Consider the following 23,419-nt stretch of genomic DNA (forward strand, 5'->3'; position numbering starts at 1 on the left):
TTAAATAGCGATATAGGTTATACAATATAAACTCAAAGTTTATAAAAGATCGAATATGGCTAAATTAAATAATACACAGGTATTTTGCCGAATTGTTGAGTTGGGTACTTTTACAGCGGTTGCCCGCGAAATGAATCTTTCTGCGATGATGATTAGTAAATACATGGCTCAGCTGGAAGAATCTTTAGGGGTTGCCTTATTAAACAGAACAACCAGGCGACTCAGCATGACCGAAGCGGGGGAAATATACTATCACCGCAGCAAGCAATTGCTGGAGGATTTTTCGGAACTGGAAGAATATACCTCGCAGATGGGTTTACAGGTAAAAGGTACTTTAAAAATCAGCGCATCAATTGATTTTGGCGGACTTTATATGGTGCCTGCCATTGATGCTTATCAGCGGGAATATCCCGATGTTAAAATTTTGATGACCTTGCATAACAGCCAAGTTAATTTAAGCGAAGGCAGTTTCGATTTGTCTATTCTGGTCACGGATACGCTTGATTTTGGCGTAGTTGCCAGAAAAATTGCCCAAACCCGATTATGCACTTATGCATCTCCTGACTATATCGCTGAACACGGTGAACCACAACACATTAACGAGTTAAGCTCGCATCGCTGTCTGCATTATATGGATACGCCACATAAAGATTATTGGGTGTTTAATGACGGTGGCGAGGAGGTTAAAATTAAGGCGAACTGGCATTTTGCCTCAAACAATGGCAGGGCCCTGTGTCAGGCAGCCGCTTTGGGTATGGGCATAACCCAGGCACCTGAATTATCGGTGATGAATTATTTGGAACAGGGTCAGTTGATCGAAATTTTGCCGAATTTTCGCATTCCCTCGTTAAAGATTTATGCGACTTATCTGCAAAGACGCTTTCTGCCCGCCAAGTTAGCTACATTTGTGGAGTTTTTAATCAAATACTTTGCAAAAAACAACCGACTCTCAAGCTAACTTGAAATTTATCTAAAGGCACACCATATGGTAAGAGGCTAATATTACCCATCCCCCGAAATTGTAAAATCAGTAGCCAAAGGGGGTATACTGAAATTGACTAACGTAGCCAATAATTAAATATACAATGTAATTGGGCTACTTTCTAATTGGTCATCTATATTGGCTATGTGTTGGGTCAATGTGACTTCAAACGGTGCGAATTTCGATAAAAACCTCATTGTTCCGTCAAAGCTGTTTTTTGCGACTCAGATGTGAACACAGCTGACACTGGATTTGAAAAGTTACAATACTATTCCTGTTTTACATGCTATTCTTTGCGTATCTTTTTTGATACACTATAAATATGACGCCAATACTTTCTGTTAATTTTTTTGCAACTGAAGCAGGTAGCGAACCCGTTAGAGAATGGTTAAAAGATTTATCTGCTCAAGATAGAAAAACTATTGGCGAAGATATTAAAACGGTGCAATTCGGTTGGCCTCTTGGTATGACGTTAGTCGATCACATTGAAGGCGACATTTGGGAAGTCAGAATTAAGCTTGATAATCGGATAGCGCGAGTTCTGTTTGTAATCGTCAAAAAAACAATGATTCTGCTGCATGGCTTTATCAAGAAAGATCAAAAAACACCGAAACCAGAGCTTGATTTGGCAAAACAAAGATTAAAGACCTTGCGGGGGAAAAGATGAATAATCAACACAAAGAAAACCTTCATATTGGCAGCAGCTTTGACGACTTTCTTAGCGAAGAAGCGATTCTCGAAGAAGTAACTGCCGTAGCAACAAAACGTGTTATTGCTTGGCAAATTTCAGAAGGTATGTCTTCGCTTAAGCTGAGTAAAACGGCAATGGCAAAAAAAATGCATACCAGCAGAGCATCGCTTAATAGGTTGTTGGATGAAAAAGACACCAGTTTAACTCTTACAACCTTAATGAGTGCCGCCGCCGCTCTTGGAAAAAAAGTAAGAATAGAACTGGAATCAGTCTGAATTTTATTTACAGCTCCCACGATGTAGGTAAGTCGAAGGGTCATTTATTGGGTAGTGGGTGAAATCTGTAATTTTCAATATACTTGAGGTTATGACATTAAGTAGGTAGCCAAAAGTCTTTTAACAAAATAGTAAATGCAGTTTTTTGCCTAAGAAATCGTATTTAAACTTAAAAAATCTCCATTACTGGATTATTTGCTAAATAATCGATGATTTTATTTTTGAAAATGTTAAATAACTTTTGAACGACTACTTACGATTAAACCCCCATAATATTGACCATGACCTGTTATCAAGAAGTTACCTGTCGTCAGTGTAACAGCAACCCTATTTCGTCAGCCGGATATAATGCGCACGGTGAACAACGTTACCGTTGCCAAGAGCCAAATTGCCCAGCTAAAACCTTTATGCTGAAATATCGTTACCGGGAGCCTGCGAGCTAGGCATAAAGGAGCGGGTAATAGATATGGCAATCAATGGCAGTGGCATTCGTGATACGGGTCGTGTGCTAAAAATCGATAAGAATACGGTTATTAACACGTTAAGAAATAAAGCCGTCAGTCTTGTTTAGGTTAATCCCAAAATAGTTGGGCTGAGTGCCAGCGGCGAACTGAACGTCAGGCTAGAGGACGCGGGTTATGAGGCAGAACTCGACGAACAGTGGTCTTATGTCGGTAATAAATCTAATCAACGTTGGCTCTGGCACGCTATTGACCACGCTACCAACATCGTGCTTGCCTATATGTTCGGTAAGCGTAAGGATGTGGTTTTTCAAAAACTCAAAGCGTTACTTGAACCATTTGGTATCAAGCGGTACTACACTGATCATTGGGGAGCCTATGAACGCCATCTCGATGCCGACAAGCATGAAATTGGTAAGCGCAATACCCAAAAAATAGAACGTAAAAACCTAAACTTTAGGACGTGGATTAAACGTCTGGCATGCAAAACAATTCCTGATTAGCAAGATGCTTCAGCCGACCGAAGCCATACCTCTGAACGAGGCCCAATGGCAATAGCCGCGACAAGAAGACGCGATGGAAGCTTATCGAGTTGGAAGCGGCTATTGAAGCGATAGGCAAATGCTGCCAAATAGTGCGAGGTGTGTTTTGCGAAGCCAAAGGCATGATAAGCACCACCCAGGCTGGTTTTTAGATTACCTAATATCGTATTAATCCAAAGAAATTCCGGCATATCTTTAAGTTTTCGACCGTCGACTATAATAGCCCGATGCTGACACCCAGCCTCGGATACCGCAGCAAAACAGCTCAAGCCATCAGAAAGCACGGAGCAATCAGGTACAAGGTTGATTTTAGCCCAGTCAGCAATGGCTTTTTTAGTGAAGCCGGAGACCGGTGTTAATTTGATGCGTAAAGGATGGCCATCGTCTCCTCCCGGCGTGATCGCGTTGCCGATCAAATACCAGTCTTTAATGCCGCTGATACGGAATAAAGGAACATCCGTTTTATCTGTATTGATACGTAATTTTCAGCTTAACAAGTTACCTTTTGCAAACTGAGCGTTATCGCTTATTCGTCACTTCCAGTTCCTCACTACCTGAGAAGTGCCGCATTCCGTAACGCGATAATCGGTATTGAGATCTTTCTTATGGCCTCCTCCGCGATTATGTAAATTGATGATTCGGCCATTGGGGCATTCCAGTTGCACCAGAAGATCGCCAATGTGAGGATGAGCAATATGAATATCGACAGCCTTAACAAACACAAAATCGTCAACCCTACGCGCTCAGGGGGACAATCCGGCTTTAATCAAAACCGTGCATTTGCTCGACTTGGCTGGACTTTTAATAAAAACCTCCGGGTCGAAGGGGGATATCTCAATCAGTATCTGGATGATGCGACACATACCAATAACACCATGCACCACTTGATGATGGGGTCTTTGTTTGCCAATTTTTAACTTTATTTGGCATAGCCACTTTACTCGATAAACTTTCTATCTGTTAGGAATTGCCGGTTATTCTTAACGATGTGGCCCTATTTCCCCACTCAGTCTCTATAATCAGTTTAAATTCGCTTTTGGGTATTGGCTAACAACACATTCATGGCAAAAGCCACGACGAAAATACCTACCGGTATCGATTGCGGTGGTATCGGAAACGGTAGCGTTAAGCCCATAAACAATAGATACACCGCGCCCAGAATGACATAAAGGCTGTAGCGATGCGCCAGGGGACTGGGATAGTCGAAATTGGTCTGGCTGACTTTTCGCCGGATCAGTCCATCAACTGCAAAAGGGGGTAAAGTTACCATGAAAAAGGGAAGCCATATCCATGCCATGATAAAGCGTTTGATCATTTGATATACAGTACCCATAAGCACATCTAGTCGGCTCTGGATAAAAGGAAATAAATCATGGCGACCAACATCTTCGAAACCTTTGGATAGCTGCCGTTCGCGCTCGGTCGGAATGAAGTAGCGGTAAATACTCTCCTTGATTCCGGTTCGGACAAAGAGCCGATCAAACCATTTTTGGCTGGTCTCCCGGATTTCGGATTCTTTCTCTACACCAATATATGCGACCAGCATCCGGTCTTCGGCGGCTTGAATTTCCCGTGTCCAGCGATCCGATACAAAGCTGGCCACCAGAATAATTTCTAATAGCCAGATCAACAGGCTGAGCAGTAAATTGCGCTGCATGGTCATTCATTAGTGGTATCGTGTGATGAACGTAGGATTGGTAGTCGCCCTTTGACGATTCGTCCTCCTGATAATTTGGCGATGTAATGCAGATCCGGCAGTTGCCCCAGTAACTGCGGCGCAAACAAATCACCTTCTTCTTCCATCAGGCGCTCACCAACATTGCCGGAAAAAATGCCAGGATGGGTAGCGCTGGTGGCGACGCCTTGGGTGCGCATGATATATTTCAGCCGGGTTTTGGGCAGATTGTCGGTAATGTACTGCTGGGTTTCGCTATCCATGATGCGCAGGGCAATCAGGTTGTTGACGTTACCGAGCACTTGCCGAGCCTTATCTTGGGAACCCGTGCGTGCCGAAAAGTCGGCAAAGGTTTGGGTGGCAATAAACAGCCGTATTTTAGCGCCGCGACCTTTGTTCAATACCTGGATAAAGGGATCGTTAATCACTTCAGCGGCTTCATCGACAAATACATTCACCGGTCTGTCCGAGACTCCGTAGTTATACCTATCACCGGCAACGGCAGCGAGATCGGCCAGTAGTATTGAACCGATGGCACTGCCGACCAGTCCATCCGATAGCGAATCCAGACCGATATATGCGACTTGGGCTTTTTCGATGATATGCCCCGTATTGGTGATGGGGCGACGATCATCGACATCATTGGGGTTGGGCGATAGCAAAGGCCCTAATGGGCCTGACGTCAGCATATTCATGATCGGAATCAAGGACGCGACCATCTTGCTGAAATGGGTACGATCATGTTCGAACAGGGATAATAAGCCCTCCAGATCAAGATTGGCAGCTTGCTGTTGCACCACATCGCGATAAAAGCGCACCAAGCCGGCGGCCTTGGAGTCGATGTCTTTGGCTGTTTTCAAATAGGGTCTGGCATCGCATCGCCAATCACCCAAGATGTTGTCGTAATAACGTTCTAAGGCCTGAATCACCAAGGTTGATGGACCACCTTCCAGGTAGCGACGCAATTTGGCTAAAGTTGGACGCTCTTCAATTACCATCAATCCTTGAATTACATTATCCAGTGATTTCTGTCCAAAGGCCTTAAAAGGATCAGTGGTGGTTTCGCCTGGTGAAATGGCGGTAATACGGCTGGCGATTTCCGAAGGCCGATTGAAATTATGTAAAGGATCCAAACGTACACTATCTTCCGGAAATGCTGGATGAAAATAGACAAACCGTTCAGGACGCTCCGCCAAGAGACAGGCCCGTTTGGCCGATGCCATTAAATCCTTGTCGCCTTTGGGGTCTATAATGATCACCGCTTCACCGCGCAGCACGGCTTGTGTTACCAGCAAATCAAACGCCCGAGTCTTACCTGCACCGGTGGTGCCGACGATCAGAGTATGACCGGCGGTATGTTGTATCGGTTGACGGACAGCGCTTTCCGAGATTTCCAGCCCATGTATCCAGGCTGAGCCCATGCGTTGATGATTTGTTAAAATCAGCGTAGAGATATCGCGTTTGAGAATTTCGTAAGCCAGTTGGGCATGTTTTTGCACCCAATCAAAGCCCCAACCAAACCATAACTCCTCCGGATGGCGTTTCACAAACTGTTTGAGTTGGTCGGCCTCCAGATATTGAAACTTGAATTGTCGAAGATGTCTTTTCCGGTACCAGAGATTCAGCGCAGGCGGCAGTCGCCACAATGCCATTACTCCGCAGGTACTCATTAGCCAGTCGAAAGGTTCACGCGGCAAGCCTGACCAATGATAGGTCAGATAGACGAAGACGGCATCGCCCAGCCAGCCGGCAATAGCGGTGATTTCGAAGATGGGTCGCCAGGGGAATTGATAATCGTAATCAGATTTCATGGACTTATCCTGACTTTGATGCCGCCTTCATCAATTTGACAATCCGGGTGATTGGCCATTTCACGCAACAAGGCGCTACGCTTGAGTCCGGGATGCTGTTGCAGACATTGGGCTATCTCGGACTCTTCTACATTATACCAAGCTCTATCTGGCGTGGCTGGCTCTGAAACCGGTCTGGTTTTTTGCAGATGACTGATCAAGGCCATGACTGCCGGACTACCCACTAGAGTGTTGTGGTTTGAGTGCAGGGCAGCGGCTGTTTTCATTACAGCTTCCACAAGTTTTTTTTGTTTTTCAGGTTTTTGCGTAATGGCTGGCTCTGTTACAGATTGAGGTTTGGGTTGGGAGAACACTTCGGGTTTGATTGGCGTTGATTTTAACGATGTGGATTTGGATAGCTGTGTTTCTGCGGGTTTTGGTTGGTCTGTAATTAAAGATTGTTGTTGGTCATGGCTTTTTTCAGACTTTGCACTCTTGACCGATGACAGTTTTGTTTTCTTGTTCTTTGTGGGGGCTTGATTAATGATTTCTGAAGGCTGATTGGATGTTGCCGTGATTACCGGCAAGGTTAAAACATCAAGTAATTCCTTCAAAAAACCACTGGGCACTGTGGCCAATAGCAGTCCCCGCACCTGATTGATTACCTGTACTTTGCGCATCGGCGAGAGAATATCTGTCACCAGCCAGCCTTTCTCATCCAGAGTTTTGATGAAGAGATTGGGTTCAACATTAAGTTTTTGAGCGCAGCTCGGATACGGCAATAACCACTTGTCCTGGGTTTCCAACAGATCGACACCCAATTGTAAACGCTGTGCGTTGATTTCAGCGGCTAGTTGAATGAGCCATATTCCAGCCAGATCATGGGTATACAGCCAATTTCGGGCGCTGTCGATGCGGTCGGCCTCGGACTGATGAACGATGACTTGTTCGCTTATGTCATCAGGCTTGGATGGATTGTTTGTCCATTCGGTTTTTTTAGCGGTGTCGGCGACTGCGGTGGGTTTTACTATTTGTTGGGAATTGTCAGTATCGTCGCTTGTTGATTGGGTCATGATCAACAGGGGTAACGGCGTATCTCCACTTAGGTCATTATTTGATTGCTCCTGGTAGGTTTGAGTGGGTTGTTGATCAGACGAAGTCGCACATTCCGGGGTGCTGCCAGGCTTCTCAATCTGTACATCCGGTTGCAACACCTGTTGTGTACTGTTTTGTCCTGACTCAGCGTTAACGGTTTCTTCGGATGCTTCATCAACTTCGATTCCTTCTACTACGACTGGTGGTTCATTAGTGAAAATCAATTCGGCAGAGGCCAAACGCAGCATGTACAAGGTCACTTCCAGACTCTGAGGTTGCATGCGCCAATAACGATAATGCCGGCCATCCGGCAATATTTTGGGAATTGCCAGGCCGCGCTCGATCAGAATATCGGCCAAGGTGTCTTCGTCACGCGGAATGCCAGGGACTTTGTCTTTGATCAAGGTGTCCACGATGTCCCGGGCACCGCTGCGCCAGACGATATGCAGGCCTTCCTTGAACCGCCAGAGGCGTGCGCCTTTTTCGTTGGCCAGCCAGTGACCGGACTTGATCAAGCGTCGCATGGCATCGAACAGGTATTTTTCAACCGGCATGCCCATGGCCGAATCGACAGTGTGGGAGTGTGCTTTCAGATCGCGCTCCACGCTTTTGCAATCCGCCGTCATCACCAGTTCATACAATTTGGCACCACGATCCAGACCATGGATGGTTTCCAGCATCGCCTGCATGATGTCGGGGCCGGGAGCCAAGAGGTACGTTCTTGAGGCCCGTGTGAGTACGCGTTCGATCACCAAGGCGGAGAACTGTTCATGACGCTTGTGACGGTTTTCCCGCCAGCGTAAAAAGTAACGGTCGATACCGTTTTGGGCTGCCCAATCGGTCAGGTTTTCATCGCAGGGATTCCAGGTATATTCACCGTGTCGATCAACGACCGCCATATCGGAAACCGGTTTGCCGATGTCATGCAGCAAACCGGCAAAACAGACCGCGAGACGCCACCGGAGTTCTTGCTCCTTGCGTTCGCGGGGCGTAGCTTGAGTGGCAAACAAACAGCCTTGCGCGGCTTGTGTGGCCCAGTGCGCCACCTCCAGACCATGCCGAAAAAGCCCGCCGGCACCGCGATGATGATGCGACTCCGAGGCGGGTAACAGATGGCTGAAAGCCGCGTAACGCGCAATGACTGGTACCGCGATGGTTTGGTAGAGGTCATCAGGCAAGGACAGTGCGTGTTCAATGGCGTTGATCAGGTCGATTTGAGTGTCCAGGATGCGATCCACTGGCGCAGCCGGAAGCCCCTTCATGAATGGCGGGTAACGCGGAATCTCCTCGTCGGGTGCTGGCGACTGCTCGGGTAGTAACGAGGGTCGGTCACCGAACAGGCTTTTTCCGTAGCGGTTGATAAAAGCAGTAATGATTTTTCCCATAGCGGTATAGGGTGGCAAAAATAGTTGATATGGGTCTTAAAAAAAATTGTCAAACATGCAATTTTTTGTACTATCACAGTGCTTTGTTACTTTTAGTGTGGTGATTTTCTATTTCACTCTGGAGAGTCACCATGAAATCCACATTACCGTACTACACCCTCCTCATCAGTGCCGTGTTGAACACGGGCTGCACCCATATTGCACCATCGGCTACGGTGAGTGAAGCCGTGATTGAATCAATTTTGCCCTCAACACAACCTGAAAAGCCTTGGCGGCTGGATAGCGCCTGGCAAGGCGGTAGACTGGGCGGCTCCGCATTACGTGGATCGTCGATTGAGCATGTGATTCGACAAGTTGACAACAAACCGTCGAGTCTCCCTTCAGCGTCACGTTCGACTGACATTAGGCTCAAGCCGGTTCCACGAGCGGTGTCTAAACCTGACTGCAAGCCCGACAGCGTGTTGAAGTGAGGTGGTTATGAAAAACTCGGAGTCTTCAGAAAAACCAGTAACCGCCAACGGTAAAAATTCTGCTCAGGACAGCCTGGACGGACTTACCGAGCGCTTCCAAAGCATGGTCCAGCGTAAAAAAGCACAGCTACACCTTGTCAAACCGGTGACCGCCACACCTAACTGGCCGGCGCCGATGCGAGGCACACCCAATGCCTGTTTACGCAGCGCGTTATTTGCCGGTATCCAGGGCAACGAGCGCATCGCCTACAAAAAGCGCACCTTACTGGCGTCGGTGGACGGTATTGAAGTCCGCTTTCTGGGTGTACAGCTTAACCAGTCGGATCTTGATGTCTGGATGCAAATTGTACATCTGTCCAGGCAACAGTTGCCGGGCTACAATGTCTGCTTCAGTGCTCACGCCATGCTGACTGCATTGAGCAAAGGCACCGGCAAAAGCCAGCATGAGTGGCTGAAGGAATCGATGGCAAGACTCGGCGGCGCTTTTGTGGAAATGACTTTCCAGGGTCGCGACAGTTTTGGTGAAAAAGGCTTTCTGCGTTATTACCGAGACGAGACCACTCAGCGTTACGTGGTTGAACTCACTGAATCGATGCTACGACTTTTTGAGGATGGCTACACGTACATTGAATTTGAGCAGCGGCAAAAACTGCGTAAACAACCGTTGGCATTGTGGCTGCATGGATTTCTGTCATCCCATGCCGCGCCTTATCCGTTGAAGATCATCACGCTACACAAGCTAAGTGGGAGCGTTACCCGAAACCTTCGGGACTTCAAACTCAGGCTACGCAAAACCTTGGAAACGCTGATCGCAATTGGCATTGTTGAAAGTTTTGTGATTGACGAGGACACGGTAAAGATCAAAAAAATTCCTACCCCAAGTCAACGACGCCATCTGAACAGCAAATAAAATGCCACCAAAAGCACGGCATTCGACTGACGCACTTTTAGGCATGTCATTGACCCTGAGGCACGGCATTCGACCGACGCTGGCACGGCATTCGGCTGATAGAGACACGGCATTCGACTGACAAGGTAACGGCATTCGGCTGACACTCCACGGCATTTGACTGACACAAAGCACGGCATTCGACTGACAAATGGCACGGCATTCGACCGACATCAAGTCGATTTGTTGAAATCGCTGCAGGTTTTTTCAGTCATGGCTTGTAGCAATTTCCAAAGCACCAAAAAACAGCCTGCTAATCTATATATAATCTTTTTTTAATCTTAAGAAAGGGAAAGTATTTTTGTGGATATGGATAACTGTGGCAGTTTTGATCGGGGGCGCTGTATAACCGAGTAATCACCTGAGTAGGCCGGTGAGTTTAAAAATCGGCAATTAATGAATTTTCATTCTCTAACGTACACTGTCCAAGCTAAAAATCCAGGAAACGAGATTTTTAGCTTGCCCAATAATTATACGAGCTGACTGACTTGTTAGTTAAACCAGGCAGAAAATCGTATTTTCGCTTCGGCTTTGAATTGCTTCGACCAGCGATAGATAGACGTATCAGTGATTTTTTGATGTGCCCATTGCAACCAACCGTTGATGGTGGTGTAAACAACCCGCAGGAACGTAAAGGTCATAAGTTGAGGCTTGGTTAAAGCAAATACCCTAGCCACCAACAAGGTACCGAGTAGCTTTGCCAATAATTCCAGCAGAATGCCTTGCATAATCAAACCATTCGCCAATAATATGAATGCTACAAGATTAATCGGCATGACTATCAGTAGTGGAATGGTGAACGTCACCAGTGCCATGGTTCGTGACGTCTGACTGAGCCATTGTTCGAATGCTTCCAAATTCAGCCATCTGATTAGCGAATGCCCAATGACTGTCAATAAATCCCAGAGCCATTCTTCAAATATCAGGATAATAGCCAAGAGCGAAAGCAGAAATTTTTTCATGGTTGGATTAAATCGAGTTTAAAATCTGTATTGTAAGCTTGAAACGTCTAGTTTGAATCAAGGATTTTAGTGATGGGTAAATCAAAGCCGGATTGTGTGGCTTTGCGATAGCTCTGCACAGCATCACGAATTTTCCCTAACAAAGCATTCTGCTTTCGGATGTCGGCAAATTCGGTTTCTAATTCTTCTACCAAATCAGCTTCCCATTCAGGTTCGCCTTGCAGGAGACGAGCCAAGGGGTAGTGATAACCTGACCCTTTTTTGACATAGCGGGCTATCGGTTTGATGCGTCCGTTCTCTCGAATTATAGCCATCCGAAACCACTCAATGCTGAATGAGAGACAGGCTTCGCGCTTTCGAACACGAACGCCTATCCGGGCTTTTTCAGAAGCAGCATGGTTTTTTTGTTCCGCTTTCAAGCGTCGCCAATAATCGTCGACCAATATTCGGGTTTCTACATGAAGCTGATCTACTCTAGCTTCAATCCAGGTCAATACATCGTCTTCCGTTAATGTGGATGGCAGTTTATTCGCAGGTTCATTGTTCATACTAAAATCCCTAATACTTAACTTCAGGGATTTAGGTCTTGAATCCCTAAGTGATTTCGTGGTCAAAACACGGTGTTTTTGCTGCTAGGACAGCGCCAAAACGGCCTTCATGTCTATCAGATTTGTACACCAAAAATCCCTATTGTATTAGGAGTTTAAGGTGCAAAATGCTGTGTTTTCGAAAGATTAATCCCTAAGTAACGTCAATCTTCCAAAATCCCTAATTAGGGATTGAACTGTCGCTTTTGTGGGCTTTTTTGATAGTTAAATCCCTAATCAATAGGGATTTAAGCTAACCATTCCACTGTGAACTTAAGCTATGTAGCCCTTCACAGCAATCACAAATGCCATGCAATTTTATTTGGCTTCTGCAATTATGCTTTCGCAAAAAATCGGTGATAGGCGATTTTTTACGCCAATACCACTCGAACCGCTGGCCGTGAAACAGACGCAGGTTACAAAAAAATGCCATTTAGCGCATCTTTTGTAACCACTCGCAGTTAGTTATGAGGGAGAATCTCGCTATGAACCGAAACTTAGCCTTATTTCTGATCATGATGACTTTATTGCTTCAGGTAGTTACTACCTGGGGTATGGATGTCGATGAGCCTGGTGTTTCGTATTTCACAGACAAGCAACGTGGTTGGTTCTGGTACGAAGTCCAACCGGAACCGGTGGTTAAACACAAATTTTCTCTGCCTAAACCTGCGTCGAGTGTACCTCTAATCACCAAGACACCGCCAAAGCCGATAACTCCTACGGAACCGCTTACTTCTGCATGGTTGCGTAAAAATATGGAAACCTACCTGAACAAAGCGATTGATGATCCCAGTCATGAAAACGTCGCGGCGTTTTATTACCTGCAACGGGTGATGATGGACAAAGCCGAACGCTTTACCAATACTGCCCGCTATGTAGTGATGTCAGATCCGCAGTTGGATGAAACGGTAAGGCGTCCGGTTGCGACCTATGCTGCCAATACAGCCAATCATCAAGCGAGCGTAATGGCTGACCGAGTCTTGAAAGATATTGCCGGCGTTGCCGGGATTTTATTTTTTTTTCGTTCTGATTGCCCTTATTGCCATGTGCAGGCACCGATTTTAAGCATGCTTGAAAAAGCTTACGACTTCAACATCTATGCGGTATCACTGGATGGCTTGGCTATGCCAAATGGCCTGTTCGGCAACTTCAAGCTGGATCAGGGGCAGGCCGCCTTATTGGGCGTTGAACAAACCCCGGCGTTATTCCTGATGAAACCGCCACGTCAGATTGTGCCGCTCTCGCAAGGGGCGTTGTCACTGGAAGAACTCACCAGTCGCATCCTGCTGGCGGCCAAGGAAGCGGGTTGGCTCGATGCGGCACAGTATCAAACCACCCAAGGTCTTCGTGCCACCCCGCTGTTATTGCCAACGACAGGCAGCATAAGCGCTGCAACAGCGCAAGAGCCGCTGGCTTTGATTCAGGCGCTTCAACACAGTGCGCAAGTCGGCAGTACCCCATGATTAAAGCTGTACTCAGGCACTTCGTTATTTTTTTTCTGCTACTTTTACTTCAGAGTTTGGTGCCTGTTTATGCCGATTTACAACAGGAGATGGATGGCATGTTTGGCACCCTAACCAACGTTACCGCACCGACGGCGCATATGGGGCAGCGCCGAGGCGTTATAACCGGTGGCAGTCTGGTGGCTCGCAACAGCATTAGCAATACCAACTTGGTATCGTTTGTGCCACCCTCTTTCAGTGCCGGGTGTGGCGGCATTGATTTGTTCGCCGGTAGTTTCAGCTTCATCAATTTCAATCAATTTGTGCAATTGTTACGTAATGTCGCAGCCAATGCATCAGGCTATGCCTTTCAGCTGGCAGTGGGGGCGATGTGTCCCTGGTGTGCGTCAGTAATGACTGATTTGCAAAAGAAAGTCCAAGAGCTTAACCAGATGTTCAGCAACTCCTGCCGACTGGCCCAAGGTATGGTTAACGATACCGTTAAAGCATCTGACTTACAAAGTAAGACGAATCTCTCCAATGCCTCGTTTACCCAAGGTATCAGTGATGTGTTTTCCAGTTGGACCAATACCAGCACCTTGGGTGATCCTGTACAGCAGGTCAAACAAAATGCCCCCAATGACATGATCCAAAAAATCCAGGGTAATCTGGTTTGGCGAGCATTAATCAATCAAAATGCCGGAGCCTGGTTTCGTTTTGGCGGTAACAGTCTGTTGGAAGCGGCTATGAGCATTTCCGGTACGGTCATCGTTGATGCGCCACAAGCCGCTGCCGACGGCAAGGGCGAAAACAATCCGGTGAGTGCGCCCCCGCCCATACTTCGTATCAAGGACTTGCTGTACGGCAATGATGCCGGTAACAGTTATCAGACTGTTAACCTCTACAGTTGCTCGGACGGTCATGGTGCTGACCAATGCCTTAAACCTGTAGTTCAGAGCGTTACGTTGGTCGGTTTGAAACAACGGGTAATGGAGATTTTACTGGGTTCAGCCACCAATGGTAACGGTCTGATTATGAAGTTCTCGACTAATCAAGGACAAATCACTGCCACCGAGCAGGCATTTATGCAAACCGTACCGGATGCCATTGGCGGCATGATTCATAATCTGGCCCGTGAGGATGTTGGCATTGCCAAACTTTGGGCGGAGGAAGCGGCACCGGTGATTGCCCTGGAACTGGCGCAATTGATCGTCAACGATTTACTGAGCGCTGTGCAGACGGCAGCGCAGATTAACGATCATGCCTATGCCAAGTTGCTGATGGCGTCTCTGCAAGACGCTCGTGAACAAATTCATGACGAGTACGTCACTATTGCCGGTCGTTACGGCAATCCACAAACCCTGATGGCGTTTTATCAGCAGCTGATGAATACCGTCAAACCGCGTCAATATGGCACTGTCGCGCAGATGCCGGCTACTGGCACGGCTTGGCCAACGCCTTAACCGTTGATAACGTCCCTAATGCTAACGGCTATTCGACAGTATCTATCCTGAGGCAACAAACCTATGTTCGAAATCTTCTCCGTGGGCGATTCGGCCTATTTGCAAGTGGTACTCAATGCGGTAGCCATGCTTTCCGGCACCGGTGATTATCGCACAGCAGCCAGTGTGGGCGGCTTGATCGGCGTAATTATCATCATGCTGAGGGCGTTAATGCAATGGGATGGTCGTGGTATACGCTATCAGGATCTGTTGTTGGCGTATGTATTGTGGCTTATGTTGTATGCGCCGTCAGTTAAGGTTTTGATTGAAGACGCCTATACCGGCAGTGTGGTGGCGGTCGATCATGTTCCCCTGGGGCCGGCGGCGGTGGGCAGCGTGATGTCCAATATGGGCTATCGCACCACCCGCTTGTTTGAGCAGGCTTTTGCCATGCCGTCGATGACCGGCCATGGTTTTGCCGATAGTCTGCAAACCTTAACGGCGGTACGCAAGAACCTGTTATCCCGCGTTGACTTGGGGGCTGCCAATGCACCTAATGCCGGCAGCGACATAGAAACTTCCTTTGCCAATTATGTTCGGGAATGTACTCTGACCGGCGTGGATTTGAATCTAAAATCGGTCGATGCGATTCTTCGTGATGCCGATCCGCTCAATGCCATTCGCTTTGACTCCGACATTTACATGACCGCAATCTATGTTGGTGGCCAGCCAAAAACCCTTACCTGTACGGATGCCTGGACGGATTTGGGAGTGGTGACAAATGGCGCTTTCAGCACTGCACTGGAAAGTCTGTTGCAGGAGATTTTGGGAGTACCTTCCGCTGCCGACACCGTGCCGAAAATCCAGGACGCCTTTGATGCCTTGGCAGGGCAGGGCGTCATTAATGCTGCCGATTACCTGTTGATGTCGGCCATCATGCCGATGTTTGAAAAGGGCGTCATTGGTCGTCACGAAGATGCGATGCACTGGACCAAAGCGTCCATGATAGAACAAGCCATCCAGCAACGTAATACCCAGTGGGCCGCGGAACAGACCTTGTTTTCCAAAATTGTTCGACCCATGATGGCGTTTATCGAGGGTTTGAGTTATGCGATTGCGCCGATTATGGCATTCGTGGTGCTGTTCGGTAGTGTGGGCTTACGCATGAATATCAGTTACTTCTCCATGCTGTTATGGATACAACTGTGGATGCCGATACTGGCAGTGATCAATTTGTTCATCAATATGTCGGCGGCCGGAAAAATGACGGCGTTGACTTCAGCCAACTACAATCTACCGTCGATGATGGGTATTTATCAAATGGACATGGAATTGCAGCAATGGCTGTCCATTGGCGGCATGTTGGCCGCGTCAACTCCAGCCATTACCTTGATGCTGATTTATCGTGGCGCAGTTACCGCCACGCATTTTCTGGGACGGATGGACGGCGGTGATTATGTCAATGAGAAAATTGCCACCCCGGATGTCATCAGTCCTGCGCCGGTATTGAATGCCCAACCCCTGCATCAGTATAGTCCGTTGTCGGCAGTGACGATGACCGGCAGCGACAAAGTGCTGCCAAGCTTTACAGCAGGCAGGGATATGAGCGCAGCGGTGTCTTCCGCTCACCATGCGTCTGAGCAGGCTACCAGCAGCTTCATGAACAGCGTGTCGTCAACGGCGTCCAAATCCAGCAGTATTACCAATGACGCTTTTGACAGTCGTTCATTGGGTCAGCAAATCGCCAGCAATACCAGTCATACCGACGCCTATAACCGTCAGTTCGGTGAAGCCTTTGCCAAGAAACATGCGGACACGGGACTATCGGCTGATCACTTTTCGGCGCTGGTGGCTGGTAGTGCCAATGCCGGTGCCAAGCTGTCAAATGAACGCTTAGGTGCCGCCATTTCAGGCCGGTTACAAAATGACTTTAAAGTCGGTCAGGACAAAGCCGATACGATTTCCGCCGATATTACGCAAACCGTGAACGATAGCGAGGGCTATCAGGCGGGCTTGGCGAAAAGTCTGGCTTTGGATGCGCAATCCGGTACACGCAACGTGGCATCATTGGGTTTACAAAAGCAATCGATGTCCTCGTTACAACACAGCGCCACCGATGTCGTTTCCGCATCTGAGATCTACCAACAAACGCTATCGGCACAACAGCGCTTTGGCGCCCAAGCCAGCTTTGGTGCCGCAGAGACCGGTTTGAAACTGGCCAGTGACGGTGCCTTGATGGAAAGGTTGGATCACACACTGGATCAGTATGGGCTACGCGGTGATGCACAGCGTCTAGCCTCGCAGTGGAAAGCGTCCGGTTGGATAGCTGACAGCGATCAGGCCTATGCGGCAGCGGGCATATCTTTGTTAACCGGCTTTTCCTCACCCAGTTACCGAACCCTGGATAACCAGCAGTCGCGTAGCGCCGAAATATCTGGTTACCAGTTATTAGGCGATGCATTTCACGCGCCAACAACGGATTCAAAGTGGAATCCTGTTAAAAACGAGAGTCTTAAAACCCAGGCTCCAGAAGTCGGAAGTGTGCAATCGATAGTTGAAGACGCAAACCTTATTGATCCCCGTCAAGAAGCTGAAAGTGCTACGCCTCGAGCGCAAAGCCAGATCAGCAGGACGCGCGGTCGAATGGCGACGGGTGAGAAGGCTATTGAGGCAGATCATGCTCAGAACCTCAAGGCAACAGATCAGCATTCGAGCGAGGGCTTTGCCGAGATGGGGGAAATCAAGGTCGAACATTTTAGAGCGGCGATTGCATCGGCTGCCAACAATACACCGTCTGCTGCGGAGTTTTCCTACAACATGCTGGGCGGCAGTGTTTATAATACGGCTAAAAATATTGAAGCTGTTGGTTCGGCCGGGAACGAATACGTTAAAAAATTTACGGGTGGCTATCAGGAAGCGATTTCGAAAGGTGCTGATAAATGGGATGCCGCTAAATATGCTGCATCTCAATCTTATCCGGGATTCATACAAGCGATGCAAACCTGGTCTGATCAGCGGGTGAACGAGGTAGCCGACAAACTTACTCCGAATCAACAAGCCTATTACCGTGCAGCCATGTTTGAAGCCTTTGCCGGAATTGCCGTCGTAGGCGATTATGGTGGCAGCATGGGTGAGGCAAGACAACGACTGCTAGTTGATGAAGGTGACGCAGAGGGCGACAATATCGCTAAGCTGTTAAGAAGTGCGGCAGGACAAAATAGACCGGATTTGATTAATCAGATTGGTAACTTTAACCGGGCACGCGGACGGGTTAACTATTAAGCCGTTTGATTAGCGGCTACCATTTAATGCTTGAGCCAAGCCGGCAATAAACCAGCGTACCAGCATAACAAAGGAAAAGAGAATAATGTAGCGGGTAAGGTTATCGCGTAGGTTAGCAATTAACGCTGCAATCACTATTAATGAAATCCAATAATAATTGCTTTCGTGGGACAGCCTTACAGCTATGTGTTCCACACATTGTACAACCAGTTCGGCCAATGCCATTAGGCTAAAACCGAGGGTCCCGAGTATCGCTAAAAAACTCAACTCATCAGGCAACTTTACCCAAACATTAGCAAACCATACTAAACCAAAGCATAAAGCAACAATCGCAAGTCGCTTGAACACTACAAACGACAGTGTGCGCGTGTGAAACCGCTGCATGAACTGTTGAAGCCCACTGGAAAACTTCATGAAAGTGGTTCCACAGAATGGACAAATGGATCGCAACGGCTGACCATAATAGCTGATTACCCGAGGCACCATGGTCCTGTTGCAGGCGCGGCAATTGACAGTGGCATGCTGGCTGGCATAGAGGGGTTTTACCGGAGTACCTTGCAGAGGCCGGGGTGATAATTTGAAGCGCTTTGAATGGGATGTAAATGAGGACATTATTGATCTCTGGCAGAACTCAATCGAGTAATGATACTTCGATTCTGATGAGTTGCCAAGCCCCTGTTTGTCCTGCTGGAAAATTGATATCTGCTGTTAAATTATCCGTTGAGCGCTGTCTTTTTTGCGCAGATTATCCATCATGCAAATCTGGCAGGTTGGCGGAAATTTGCTGTTATAGATAACGAGGGTGTCGCCATGACAGCTTTCACAATACTGCAGGGCGGCTAAACCGATTTTAAGTGCTTGAGCGATAACCCAGGCTTCGCTGAAATTCGCAGGGCGCACTTTGCCATAAGGCCTGCGTTCACGAATCTGGTTAGGGAAGGTTTGACAAAAAAAATCCCAGGCAAAAATGATGGCAGGCACATCCATTTTAGTCCTGATATCGACTTGGCTGGCACTGCGATAAAGCGATGTAAACAACGATAGGTACAGGAATGATTCCCTAACTTGAGGAATGGCATCGATGGCTGGCAGCAATCCCGACTTTGGACTTTCACCGTGGTGGATGGCACGATAAATATTGCGAATTTCCGGTAAGCTGATGCTGTTAATAAGTTGACTGACATAGGATGTTCTTAGTTTTCGTTTGAGCAGTTCATAAGCCAAGCACTTGTTTTGAAGTTGCTCTTCATAGGATAAATCTTGATCTATCATGACTTGCTGCCGGGTTTACCCAAAAACATCCGCAAGCGACGTGCTCCTTGTTCAAAGTGTTCGTTGCCCACAGGTTCGTTACCTAAGAAGGTCGGCCAGGAACTGACGGGAAATCGGGGGGCAAAATTGAGCACATCGCTGCGTGCCAGTGCTTTCAACTGGTCAACCGGCATTTTAGACAAAATGTTAACCGCTTCCGGCGTTAAGCCCAGGCTAACCATGGCTTGTTGGGTACGACCGGATTGAATTAACTCATGGGCCAAGATTAGATAGTCCAGATTCAGGTTATAGATATTGTTATTCATCGCGCTAACCCAATTAGAGCACTGCCCGGATTTGATCGGCAACGGCCAATACCTTTCGACCATAAGCGATTGCCGCACTGACATTCTGCCAACTGTGATAGCGGCCTATCCCTAAAACCAGATTGTTGGGAGCGGACTGGATTGCTTCCGCTAATACTAAAGCACCAATTTGTAGATTGGTGACAGGATTAAGCAATTGCTCGGGCTTTTCGACTCGATATCCCTGCCAATGTAGATTGATTTGCATGAGTCCTACATCAATATTGCGACTGCCTTCGGCAAGGGTTTTATTTAAGAGAGTCTGTGCTTCCTGTTGGGAGGCAGGGATAATCGATTTACCGGATTTGTTGATGGCCCAAGGCCATGGAGTTACCTGGTGATTGGTAATGCTTTTGGCAGATTCAACCAGGGCAACGGCGTATAAAATGTAAGGATCCAGTTGATGACGGTGGGCTATTTGCCACCAGAGTGTGTTATGAAGATGGTTGGTGAAAGGCGCTGTTCTTTTTTGGGTAGTTGCAACAATAGAATTTTTTAGTAGATGGTTTTTCTCAAGCGCCCAGCATGATTCGCCAAAAATAATAACGCACAAACAGAGTAAAGCTGAAGTAGCAATTTTGGTTGTTTGTCGCATACGCCGAATCTGCCAAGTTTCAACAAAGTGTGGGTTCGACGATTGATAGTAGTTTTGTAAATTAGTGTTCAACATGGCAGACAAGCATTATAGATAATGATGTCAGTCTACTGGATTGATACCATTTCTATACGTTCGAAAAACGACCGTTTACATCCTTTTTAGGAAACTTGATTGAATTGATACTATTCAATACCAACGTTATTAATTTGTTGAAAATGCGCGAATACATCGGAGTCTAATTGCTACTTGATAAACGAGAGGGTAAATCTTATTTTAAAGCGGGTATGAGACTGGATGTTTAATCCGAGTGACTTCAAGGTATTTTAGGTCCAGATTTTTCTCGATGTAATCATTGGCAGGGGAGGGGAAGCCAGTCGCGACTTTACCACTGAATAAGAGGAAACGCATCACACAAAGCTGTAGTGTTGCTAATAGCACAGTAAAAGCAGTCATGGGCATAGGTACTCGGTAAGGGCAAAGAATATATTTAATGTTTTCTTTTTGTTCTCTTTTTTATTGCATCTTAGTTTATTTTTGCTAAAATGACAAAAAACTTAAAGAAGATCGAGATACCACCACCTATGAGTGTATTAACCCGGCGACAACGAGAGATTTTCAATTTTCTTCGTGACAACACCGACAGTTTTTCTCGTCCGCCCAGCCTCGATGAGCTCTGCGCTGCGCTTGGTATGGCCTCGCGCGGCTCTTTGTACAAGCACATTATGGCGTTGATTAAAGCGGGTCTGGTAGAACCTTTTGCCGGGAATAAACAAGGCGGTGTTCGCCTGACGACCTCTCAAGTACAGAGCGATGATTCTATTACTGAGCAAGGTCTACCTTTTGTCGGTTCAATTGCCGCCGGTAAGCCGATTGAAGCATTAGCAACCGTCAGCTACATGACCGTCCCGGATGTACTGAAAACCGATAAATCCTGCTATGTGTTGCAGATTAAAGGCGACTCCATGATTGAGGCCGGTATTTTTGATGGCGACTGGGTGGTTATAGAGCAACGTGACTATGCAAGTAACGGGGAGATAGTGGTCGCCTTGATCGACAACGCCGAAGCCACCCTGAAATACATTGAGCAGGCTGCCGAGCAAGTGTTGCTGCTACCTGCCAATGCCAATATATCAGTGTTGTCTTATCGTCCCGAACAAGTTGTAATTCAGGGTGTGTTAGTCGGGCAAATGCGTAGTTACCGGTCACATTAAGTACATTCATATAACGAGGAGAAGAACCATGGCACAAAGAATTCACATGCACGATCAGGTCTTTAATAAAGTTGACGATATTATGAGGCATTACAAAAAAAAGCCGGTAGAGCACTTGGTGCAACGAGTAAAGCACTTTATTAAACATACTTTAGTTATTTGAAAGAGGTGTTGGCGCATGCCAATAGTTGATAGAGACTACAGAATGCTACTTTTTTATTCTCGGATAACCTCCTTGTCTCTTTCCCGTATTGTAAACAAGGTGTCTTTGAAACAATATGTGACTATCCATAAATGAACGAACAACATTAAAAAATTTACTATGGAGTTTTTGAGAATTTTATGTAGCGTCACACAATTTGTCTCATGAGTCACATACACCTTTTTAATATGGCATGAATAGCGTTAGTGTCAAAATGATAGAAATCAAAAACATTGAAAATAACTCATCACTAAATTACACTAAGTGAAATTTAGTGATGAGTTATTTTCAATGCAACCTATACGGCGTTTAATGCAAAGCTTGGCTCAGTTAGCTGGTCCCGAGCATTATCTTTTTACTCCTGATGACTTGAGGGCTATTTTGCCTGATCTGACGGAATCGGCTTTTAATACGCTTTTAAGCCGTGCTACCAAGCAATGTCACTTGATCAGATTATGCCGAGGGCTCTATCTTTTTGATAAAGTTGCACCCATTACCGGACTTTTATTGTTTCATGCCGCAGCAAGATTACGTGCAGATTATTTAAATTATATTAGTCTGGAAACTGTACTTAGTGATTCGGGCGTTATTTCTCAAATACCGATCAATCGAATTACCGTTATGTCATCAGGACGGAGTAGTGTAATTTCTTGTGGTCGGTGGGGTTCGATTGAGTTTGTTCATACCTGTCAAAAGCCTCAGGAACTCGTTGGTCAAATATATTATGACACTCGCTGCAAGCTTTGGCGTGCCAAGGTGCCCCAAGCGTTGCGTGATATGCGGGCAACCCATCGTAGTACAGACTTGATAGATTGGAGTGTTGCCAATGGGCTTGTTTGATCAATTGGTCGATGAGGCATTGAAGAATCAGCAAGAGTTAGCGCCACTGCGCATGGTGGTCGAGAAAGAACTGCTACACCACGATATTTTGCGGGTGTTAAGTCAATCAGGCATGTTGGCTCAACTCACCTTTATTGGTGGTACTTGTTTACGCGCATGTTATGGCTCTAATCGACTCAGTGAAGATCTTGATTTCACGGGAGGTGCCAACTTTAATCGGGATAGTTTGACAGCTATGGCAGACGTATTGGTAACGAAAATGATGGCCAAATACGGTCTTGAAATTACAGTGAGTGAACCAACTCGAGATGTAGGTAACGTTGATACGTGGAAGTTGAAGGTGCAAACGCGACCGGGGTGTAAAGATCTACCGGCTCAGAGAATCAATATTGATGTGTGTGCTATTCCAAGTTATCAACCACGCCCTATGCTTTTATTAAACCCCTATGGCGTTGAGATGGGTACCAGTGGTTTAATTCTGCAAGTTGAAAGCCGGGAAGAAATTTTTACTGACAAGCTTTGTGCCTTTGCACTTCGACCCAACCGAATTAAGAATCGTGATTTATGGGATATAGCCTGGTTATATCAACAAGGTGTAAAACCACAAATGGACTTAATTCCAGTAAAGCTAGCAGACCATAAAAGTGATCCTCAGCAGTTTTTGGATCTGTTTGACAAGCGTTGTGCATTACTCAAAACAGATTCCAAGGTAGCGTTAGAGTTTAGAAAAGAAATGCGACGTTTTTTACCTTCTGAATTGGTCACTCAAACTGCAGATCAGCAAGTCTTTTGGGATTTTCTGACTAACCTTATCAATGACTTATCCTCGCAAATTCGGCATTTTTTATTAGAAGAGAGGCTTGTCTCCGGATTTCAGATGTAAAGCTTAATTCGAGTCATGAAGCGAGTTGTTCAATTAAGA

General features: G+C 46.7%; 25 protein-coding genes and 1 pseudogene. 15 read left to right on the forward strand and 11 right to left on the reverse strand.

Translation table 11 applies throughout. The annotated features are described in order from the left end of the window. Positions 1-55 precede the first annotated feature (55 nt). The 5 genes from KKZ03_RS14145 to KKZ03_RS14165 all read left to right on the forward strand — a co-directional run bounded on the left by KKZ03_RS14145 (position 56) and on the right by KKZ03_RS14165 (position 2,912). Complete coding sequence (locus KKZ03_RS14145) at positions 56-958, forward strand: LysR family transcriptional regulator (RefSeq protein ID WP_243217464.1); 903 nt, start codon at positions 56-58, stop codon at positions 956-958. Positions 959-1,304: 346 nt separating this feature from the next. Further along, positions 1,305-1,649 carry a type II toxin-antitoxin system RelE/ParE family toxin gene (locus tag KKZ03_RS14150; protein WP_243217465.1) on the forward strand — a complete coding sequence of 115 codons (345 nt, stop codon included), beginning with the start codon at positions 1,305-1,307 and terminating at the stop codon, positions 1,647-1,649. After that, positions 1,646-1,948, forward strand: a complete 303-nt coding sequence (locus KKZ03_RS14155; RefSeq protein ID WP_243217201.1) for an XRE family transcriptional regulator — start codon at positions 1,646-1,648, stop codon at positions 1,946-1,948. The genes KKZ03_RS14150 and KKZ03_RS14155 overlap by 4 nt, the downstream gene beginning before the upstream one ends. Before the next feature lie 445 nt (positions 1,949-2,393). Further along, a complete protein-coding gene (locus KKZ03_RS14160; protein WP_256452032.1) occupies positions 2,394-2,519 on the forward strand; it encodes an IS1-like element transposase in 126 nt (41 codons plus the stop codon). 39 nt (positions 2,520-2,558) lie between these two features. Continuing rightward, positions 2,559-2,912, forward strand: a complete 354-nt coding sequence (locus KKZ03_RS14165; RefSeq protein WP_243221633.1) for an IS1 family transposase — start codon at positions 2,559-2,561, stop codon at positions 2,910-2,912. On the opposite strand, the pseudogene KKZ03_RS14170 reads toward KKZ03_RS14165, so the two are convergent. Both KKZ03_RS14170 and KKZ03_RS22080 read right to left on the reverse strand, forming a co-directional pair. Further along, positions 2,909-3,331: pseudogene (locus KKZ03_RS14170) on the reverse strand (transposase); the annotation flags it as partial. The gene KKZ03_RS14165 and the pseudogene KKZ03_RS14170 sit on opposite strands and share 4 nt — an antisense overlap. Positions 3,332-3,484: 153 nt before the next feature. After that, positions 3,485-3,673, reverse strand: a complete 189-nt coding sequence (locus tag KKZ03_RS22080; protein WP_371744738.1) for a proprotein convertase P-domain-containing protein — start codon at positions 3,671-3,673, stop codon at positions 3,485-3,487. Between KKZ03_RS22080 and KKZ03_RS14175 the strand changes: the two genes are divergently transcribed. Continuing rightward, the gene (locus tag KKZ03_RS14175) at positions 3,647-3,868 is read left to right on the forward strand and encodes a DUF2490 domain-containing protein (RefSeq protein WP_243217467.1); all 222 of its coding nucleotides are present in this window, start codon (positions 3,647-3,649) and stop codon (positions 3,866-3,868) included. The two genes, KKZ03_RS22080 and KKZ03_RS14175, sit on opposite strands and share 27 nt — an antisense overlap. A gap of 107 nt (positions 3,869-3,975) precedes the next feature. Here the strand turns inward: KKZ03_RS14175 and KKZ03_RS14180 are convergent, their stop codons facing one another. The 3 genes from KKZ03_RS14180 to mobH are packed head-to-tail and all read right to left on the reverse strand — an operon-like array spanning position 3,976 to position 8,896. Further along, positions 3,976-4,608, reverse strand: a complete 633-nt coding sequence (locus KKZ03_RS14180) for a DUF4400 domain-containing protein (RefSeq protein ID WP_243217468.1) — start codon at positions 4,606-4,608, stop codon at positions 3,976-3,978. 2 nt (positions 4,609-4,610) lie between these two features. Beyond that, entirely contained in the window at positions 4,611-6,437 is a 1,827-nt protein-coding gene (gene traD, locus KKZ03_RS14185) for a conjugative transfer system coupling protein TraD (protein ID WP_243217469.1), read from the reverse strand. Continuing rightward, complete coding sequence (mobH, locus tag KKZ03_RS14190; RefSeq protein WP_243217470.1) at positions 6,434-8,896, reverse strand: MobH family relaxase; 2,463 nt, start codon at positions 8,894-8,896, stop codon at positions 6,434-6,436. The genes traD and mobH overlap by 4 nt, the downstream gene beginning before the upstream one ends. A gap of 227 nt (positions 8,897-9,123) precedes the next feature. Between mobH and KKZ03_RS14195 the strand changes: the two genes are divergently transcribed. Both KKZ03_RS14195 and trfA read left to right on the forward strand, forming a co-directional pair. After that, the gene (locus KKZ03_RS14195; protein WP_243217471.1) at positions 9,124-9,366 is read left to right on the forward strand and encodes a hypothetical protein; all 243 of its coding nucleotides are present in this window, start codon (positions 9,124-9,126) and stop codon (positions 9,364-9,366) included. A gap of 7 nt (positions 9,367-9,373) precedes the next feature. Then, complete coding sequence (gene trfA, locus KKZ03_RS14200) at positions 9,374-10,276, forward strand: plasmid replication initiator TrfA (protein WP_243217472.1); 903 nt, start codon at positions 9,374-9,376, stop codon at positions 10,274-10,276. 530 nt (positions 10,277-10,806) lie between these two features. Here the strand turns inward: trfA and KKZ03_RS14205 are convergent. Both KKZ03_RS14205 and mobI read right to left on the reverse strand, forming a co-directional pair. Then, the gene (locus KKZ03_RS14205) at positions 10,807-11,277 is read right to left on the reverse strand and encodes a hypothetical protein (RefSeq protein ID WP_243217473.1); all 471 of its coding nucleotides are present in this window, start codon (positions 11,275-11,277) and stop codon (positions 10,807-10,809) included. A gap of 47 nt (positions 11,278-11,324) precedes the next feature. Further along, a complete protein-coding gene (gene mobI, locus KKZ03_RS14210) occupies positions 11,325-11,825 on the reverse strand; it encodes a conjugative transfer protein MobI(A/C) (protein WP_243217474.1) in 501 nt (166 codons plus the stop codon). A 524-nt stretch (positions 11,826-12,349) separates the two neighbouring features. On the opposite strand from mobI, the gene traF reads away from it, so the two are divergent. The 3 genes from traF to KKZ03_RS14225 all read left to right on the forward strand — a co-directional run bounded on the left by traF (position 12,350) and on the right by KKZ03_RS14225 (position 18,030). Further along, positions 12,350-13,327: a conjugal transfer protein TraF gene (gene traF / locus KKZ03_RS14215; protein WP_243217475.1), complete on the forward strand. Its 978-nt coding sequence runs from the start codon at positions 12,350-12,352 to the stop codon at positions 13,325-13,327. Continuing rightward, positions 13,324-14,769 (forward strand): conjugal transfer protein TraH, encoded by a 1,446-nt coding sequence (locus KKZ03_RS14220; protein ID WP_243217476.1) that lies wholly within the window; start codon positions 13,324-13,326, stop codon positions 14,767-14,769. The genes traF and KKZ03_RS14220 overlap by 4 nt, the downstream gene beginning before the upstream one ends. Before the next feature lie 63 nt (positions 14,770-14,832). Beyond that, on the forward strand, positions 14,833-18,030 hold the full coding sequence (locus KKZ03_RS14225; protein WP_243217477.1) for a conjugal transfer protein TraG N-terminal domain-containing protein: 3,198 nt from the start codon (positions 14,833-14,835) through the stop codon (positions 18,028-18,030). A gap of 9 nt (positions 18,031-18,039) precedes the next feature. On the opposite strand, the gene KKZ03_RS14230 is transcribed toward KKZ03_RS14225, so the two are convergent. The 4 genes from KKZ03_RS14230 to KKZ03_RS14245 all read right to left on the reverse strand — a co-directional run bounded on the left by KKZ03_RS14230 (position 18,040) and on the right by KKZ03_RS14245 (position 20,241). Beyond that, complete coding sequence (locus KKZ03_RS14230; RefSeq protein WP_243217478.1) at positions 18,040-18,444, reverse strand: hypothetical protein; 405 nt, start codon at positions 18,442-18,444, stop codon at positions 18,040-18,042. A gap of 294 nt (positions 18,445-18,738) precedes the next feature. Continuing rightward, on the reverse strand, positions 18,739-19,302 hold the full coding sequence (locus tag KKZ03_RS14235) for a FlhC family transcriptional regulator (RefSeq protein ID WP_243217479.1): 564 nt from the start codon (positions 19,300-19,302) through the stop codon (positions 18,739-18,741). After that, on the reverse strand, positions 19,299-19,607 hold the full coding sequence (locus KKZ03_RS14240) for a flagellar transcriptional regulator FlhD (protein ID WP_243217480.1): 309 nt from the start codon (positions 19,605-19,607) through the stop codon (positions 19,299-19,301). Before KKZ03_RS14240 ends, KKZ03_RS14235 begins: the two co-directional genes overlap by 4 nt. Positions 19,608-19,620: 13 nt before the next feature. Then, entirely contained in the window at positions 19,621-20,241 is a 621-nt protein-coding gene (locus KKZ03_RS14245) for a transglycosylase SLT domain-containing protein (RefSeq protein WP_243217481.1), read from the reverse strand. 584 nt (positions 20,242-20,825) lie between these two features. Here KKZ03_RS14245 and lexA point away from each other — a divergent pair. The 4 genes from lexA to KKZ03_RS14260 all read left to right on the forward strand — a co-directional run bounded on the left by lexA (position 20,826) and on the right by KKZ03_RS14260 (position 23,380). Then, entirely contained in the window at positions 20,826-21,455 is a 630-nt protein-coding gene (lexA, locus tag KKZ03_RS14250) for a transcriptional repressor LexA (RefSeq protein WP_243217482.1), read from the forward strand. A gap of 28 nt (positions 21,456-21,483) precedes the next feature. Further along, positions 21,484-21,618, forward strand: coding sequence for a hypothetical protein (locus KKZ03_RS21825; protein ID WP_256451974.1), 135 nt, complete (start codon positions 21,484-21,486; stop codon positions 21,616-21,618). A 330-nt stretch (positions 21,619-21,948) separates the two neighbouring features. Next, entirely contained in the window at positions 21,949-22,497 is a 549-nt protein-coding gene (gene abiEi, locus KKZ03_RS14255) for a type IV toxin-antitoxin system AbiEi family antitoxin (RefSeq protein WP_243217483.1), read from the forward strand. Further along, the gene (locus KKZ03_RS14260; RefSeq protein ID WP_243217484.1) at positions 22,484-23,380 is read left to right on the forward strand and encodes a nucleotidyl transferase AbiEii/AbiGii toxin family protein; all 897 of its coding nucleotides are present in this window, start codon (positions 22,484-22,486) and stop codon (positions 23,378-23,380) included. Before abiEi ends, KKZ03_RS14260 begins: the two co-directional genes overlap by 14 nt. Positions 23,381-23,419 lie beyond the last annotated feature (39 nt).

It is taken from the genome of Methylobacter sp. S3L5C (assembly GCF_022788635.1).
In the GTDB taxonomy this organism is placed as follows: Bacteria; Pseudomonadota; Gammaproteobacteria; order Methylococcales; family Methylomonadaceae; genus Methylobacter_C.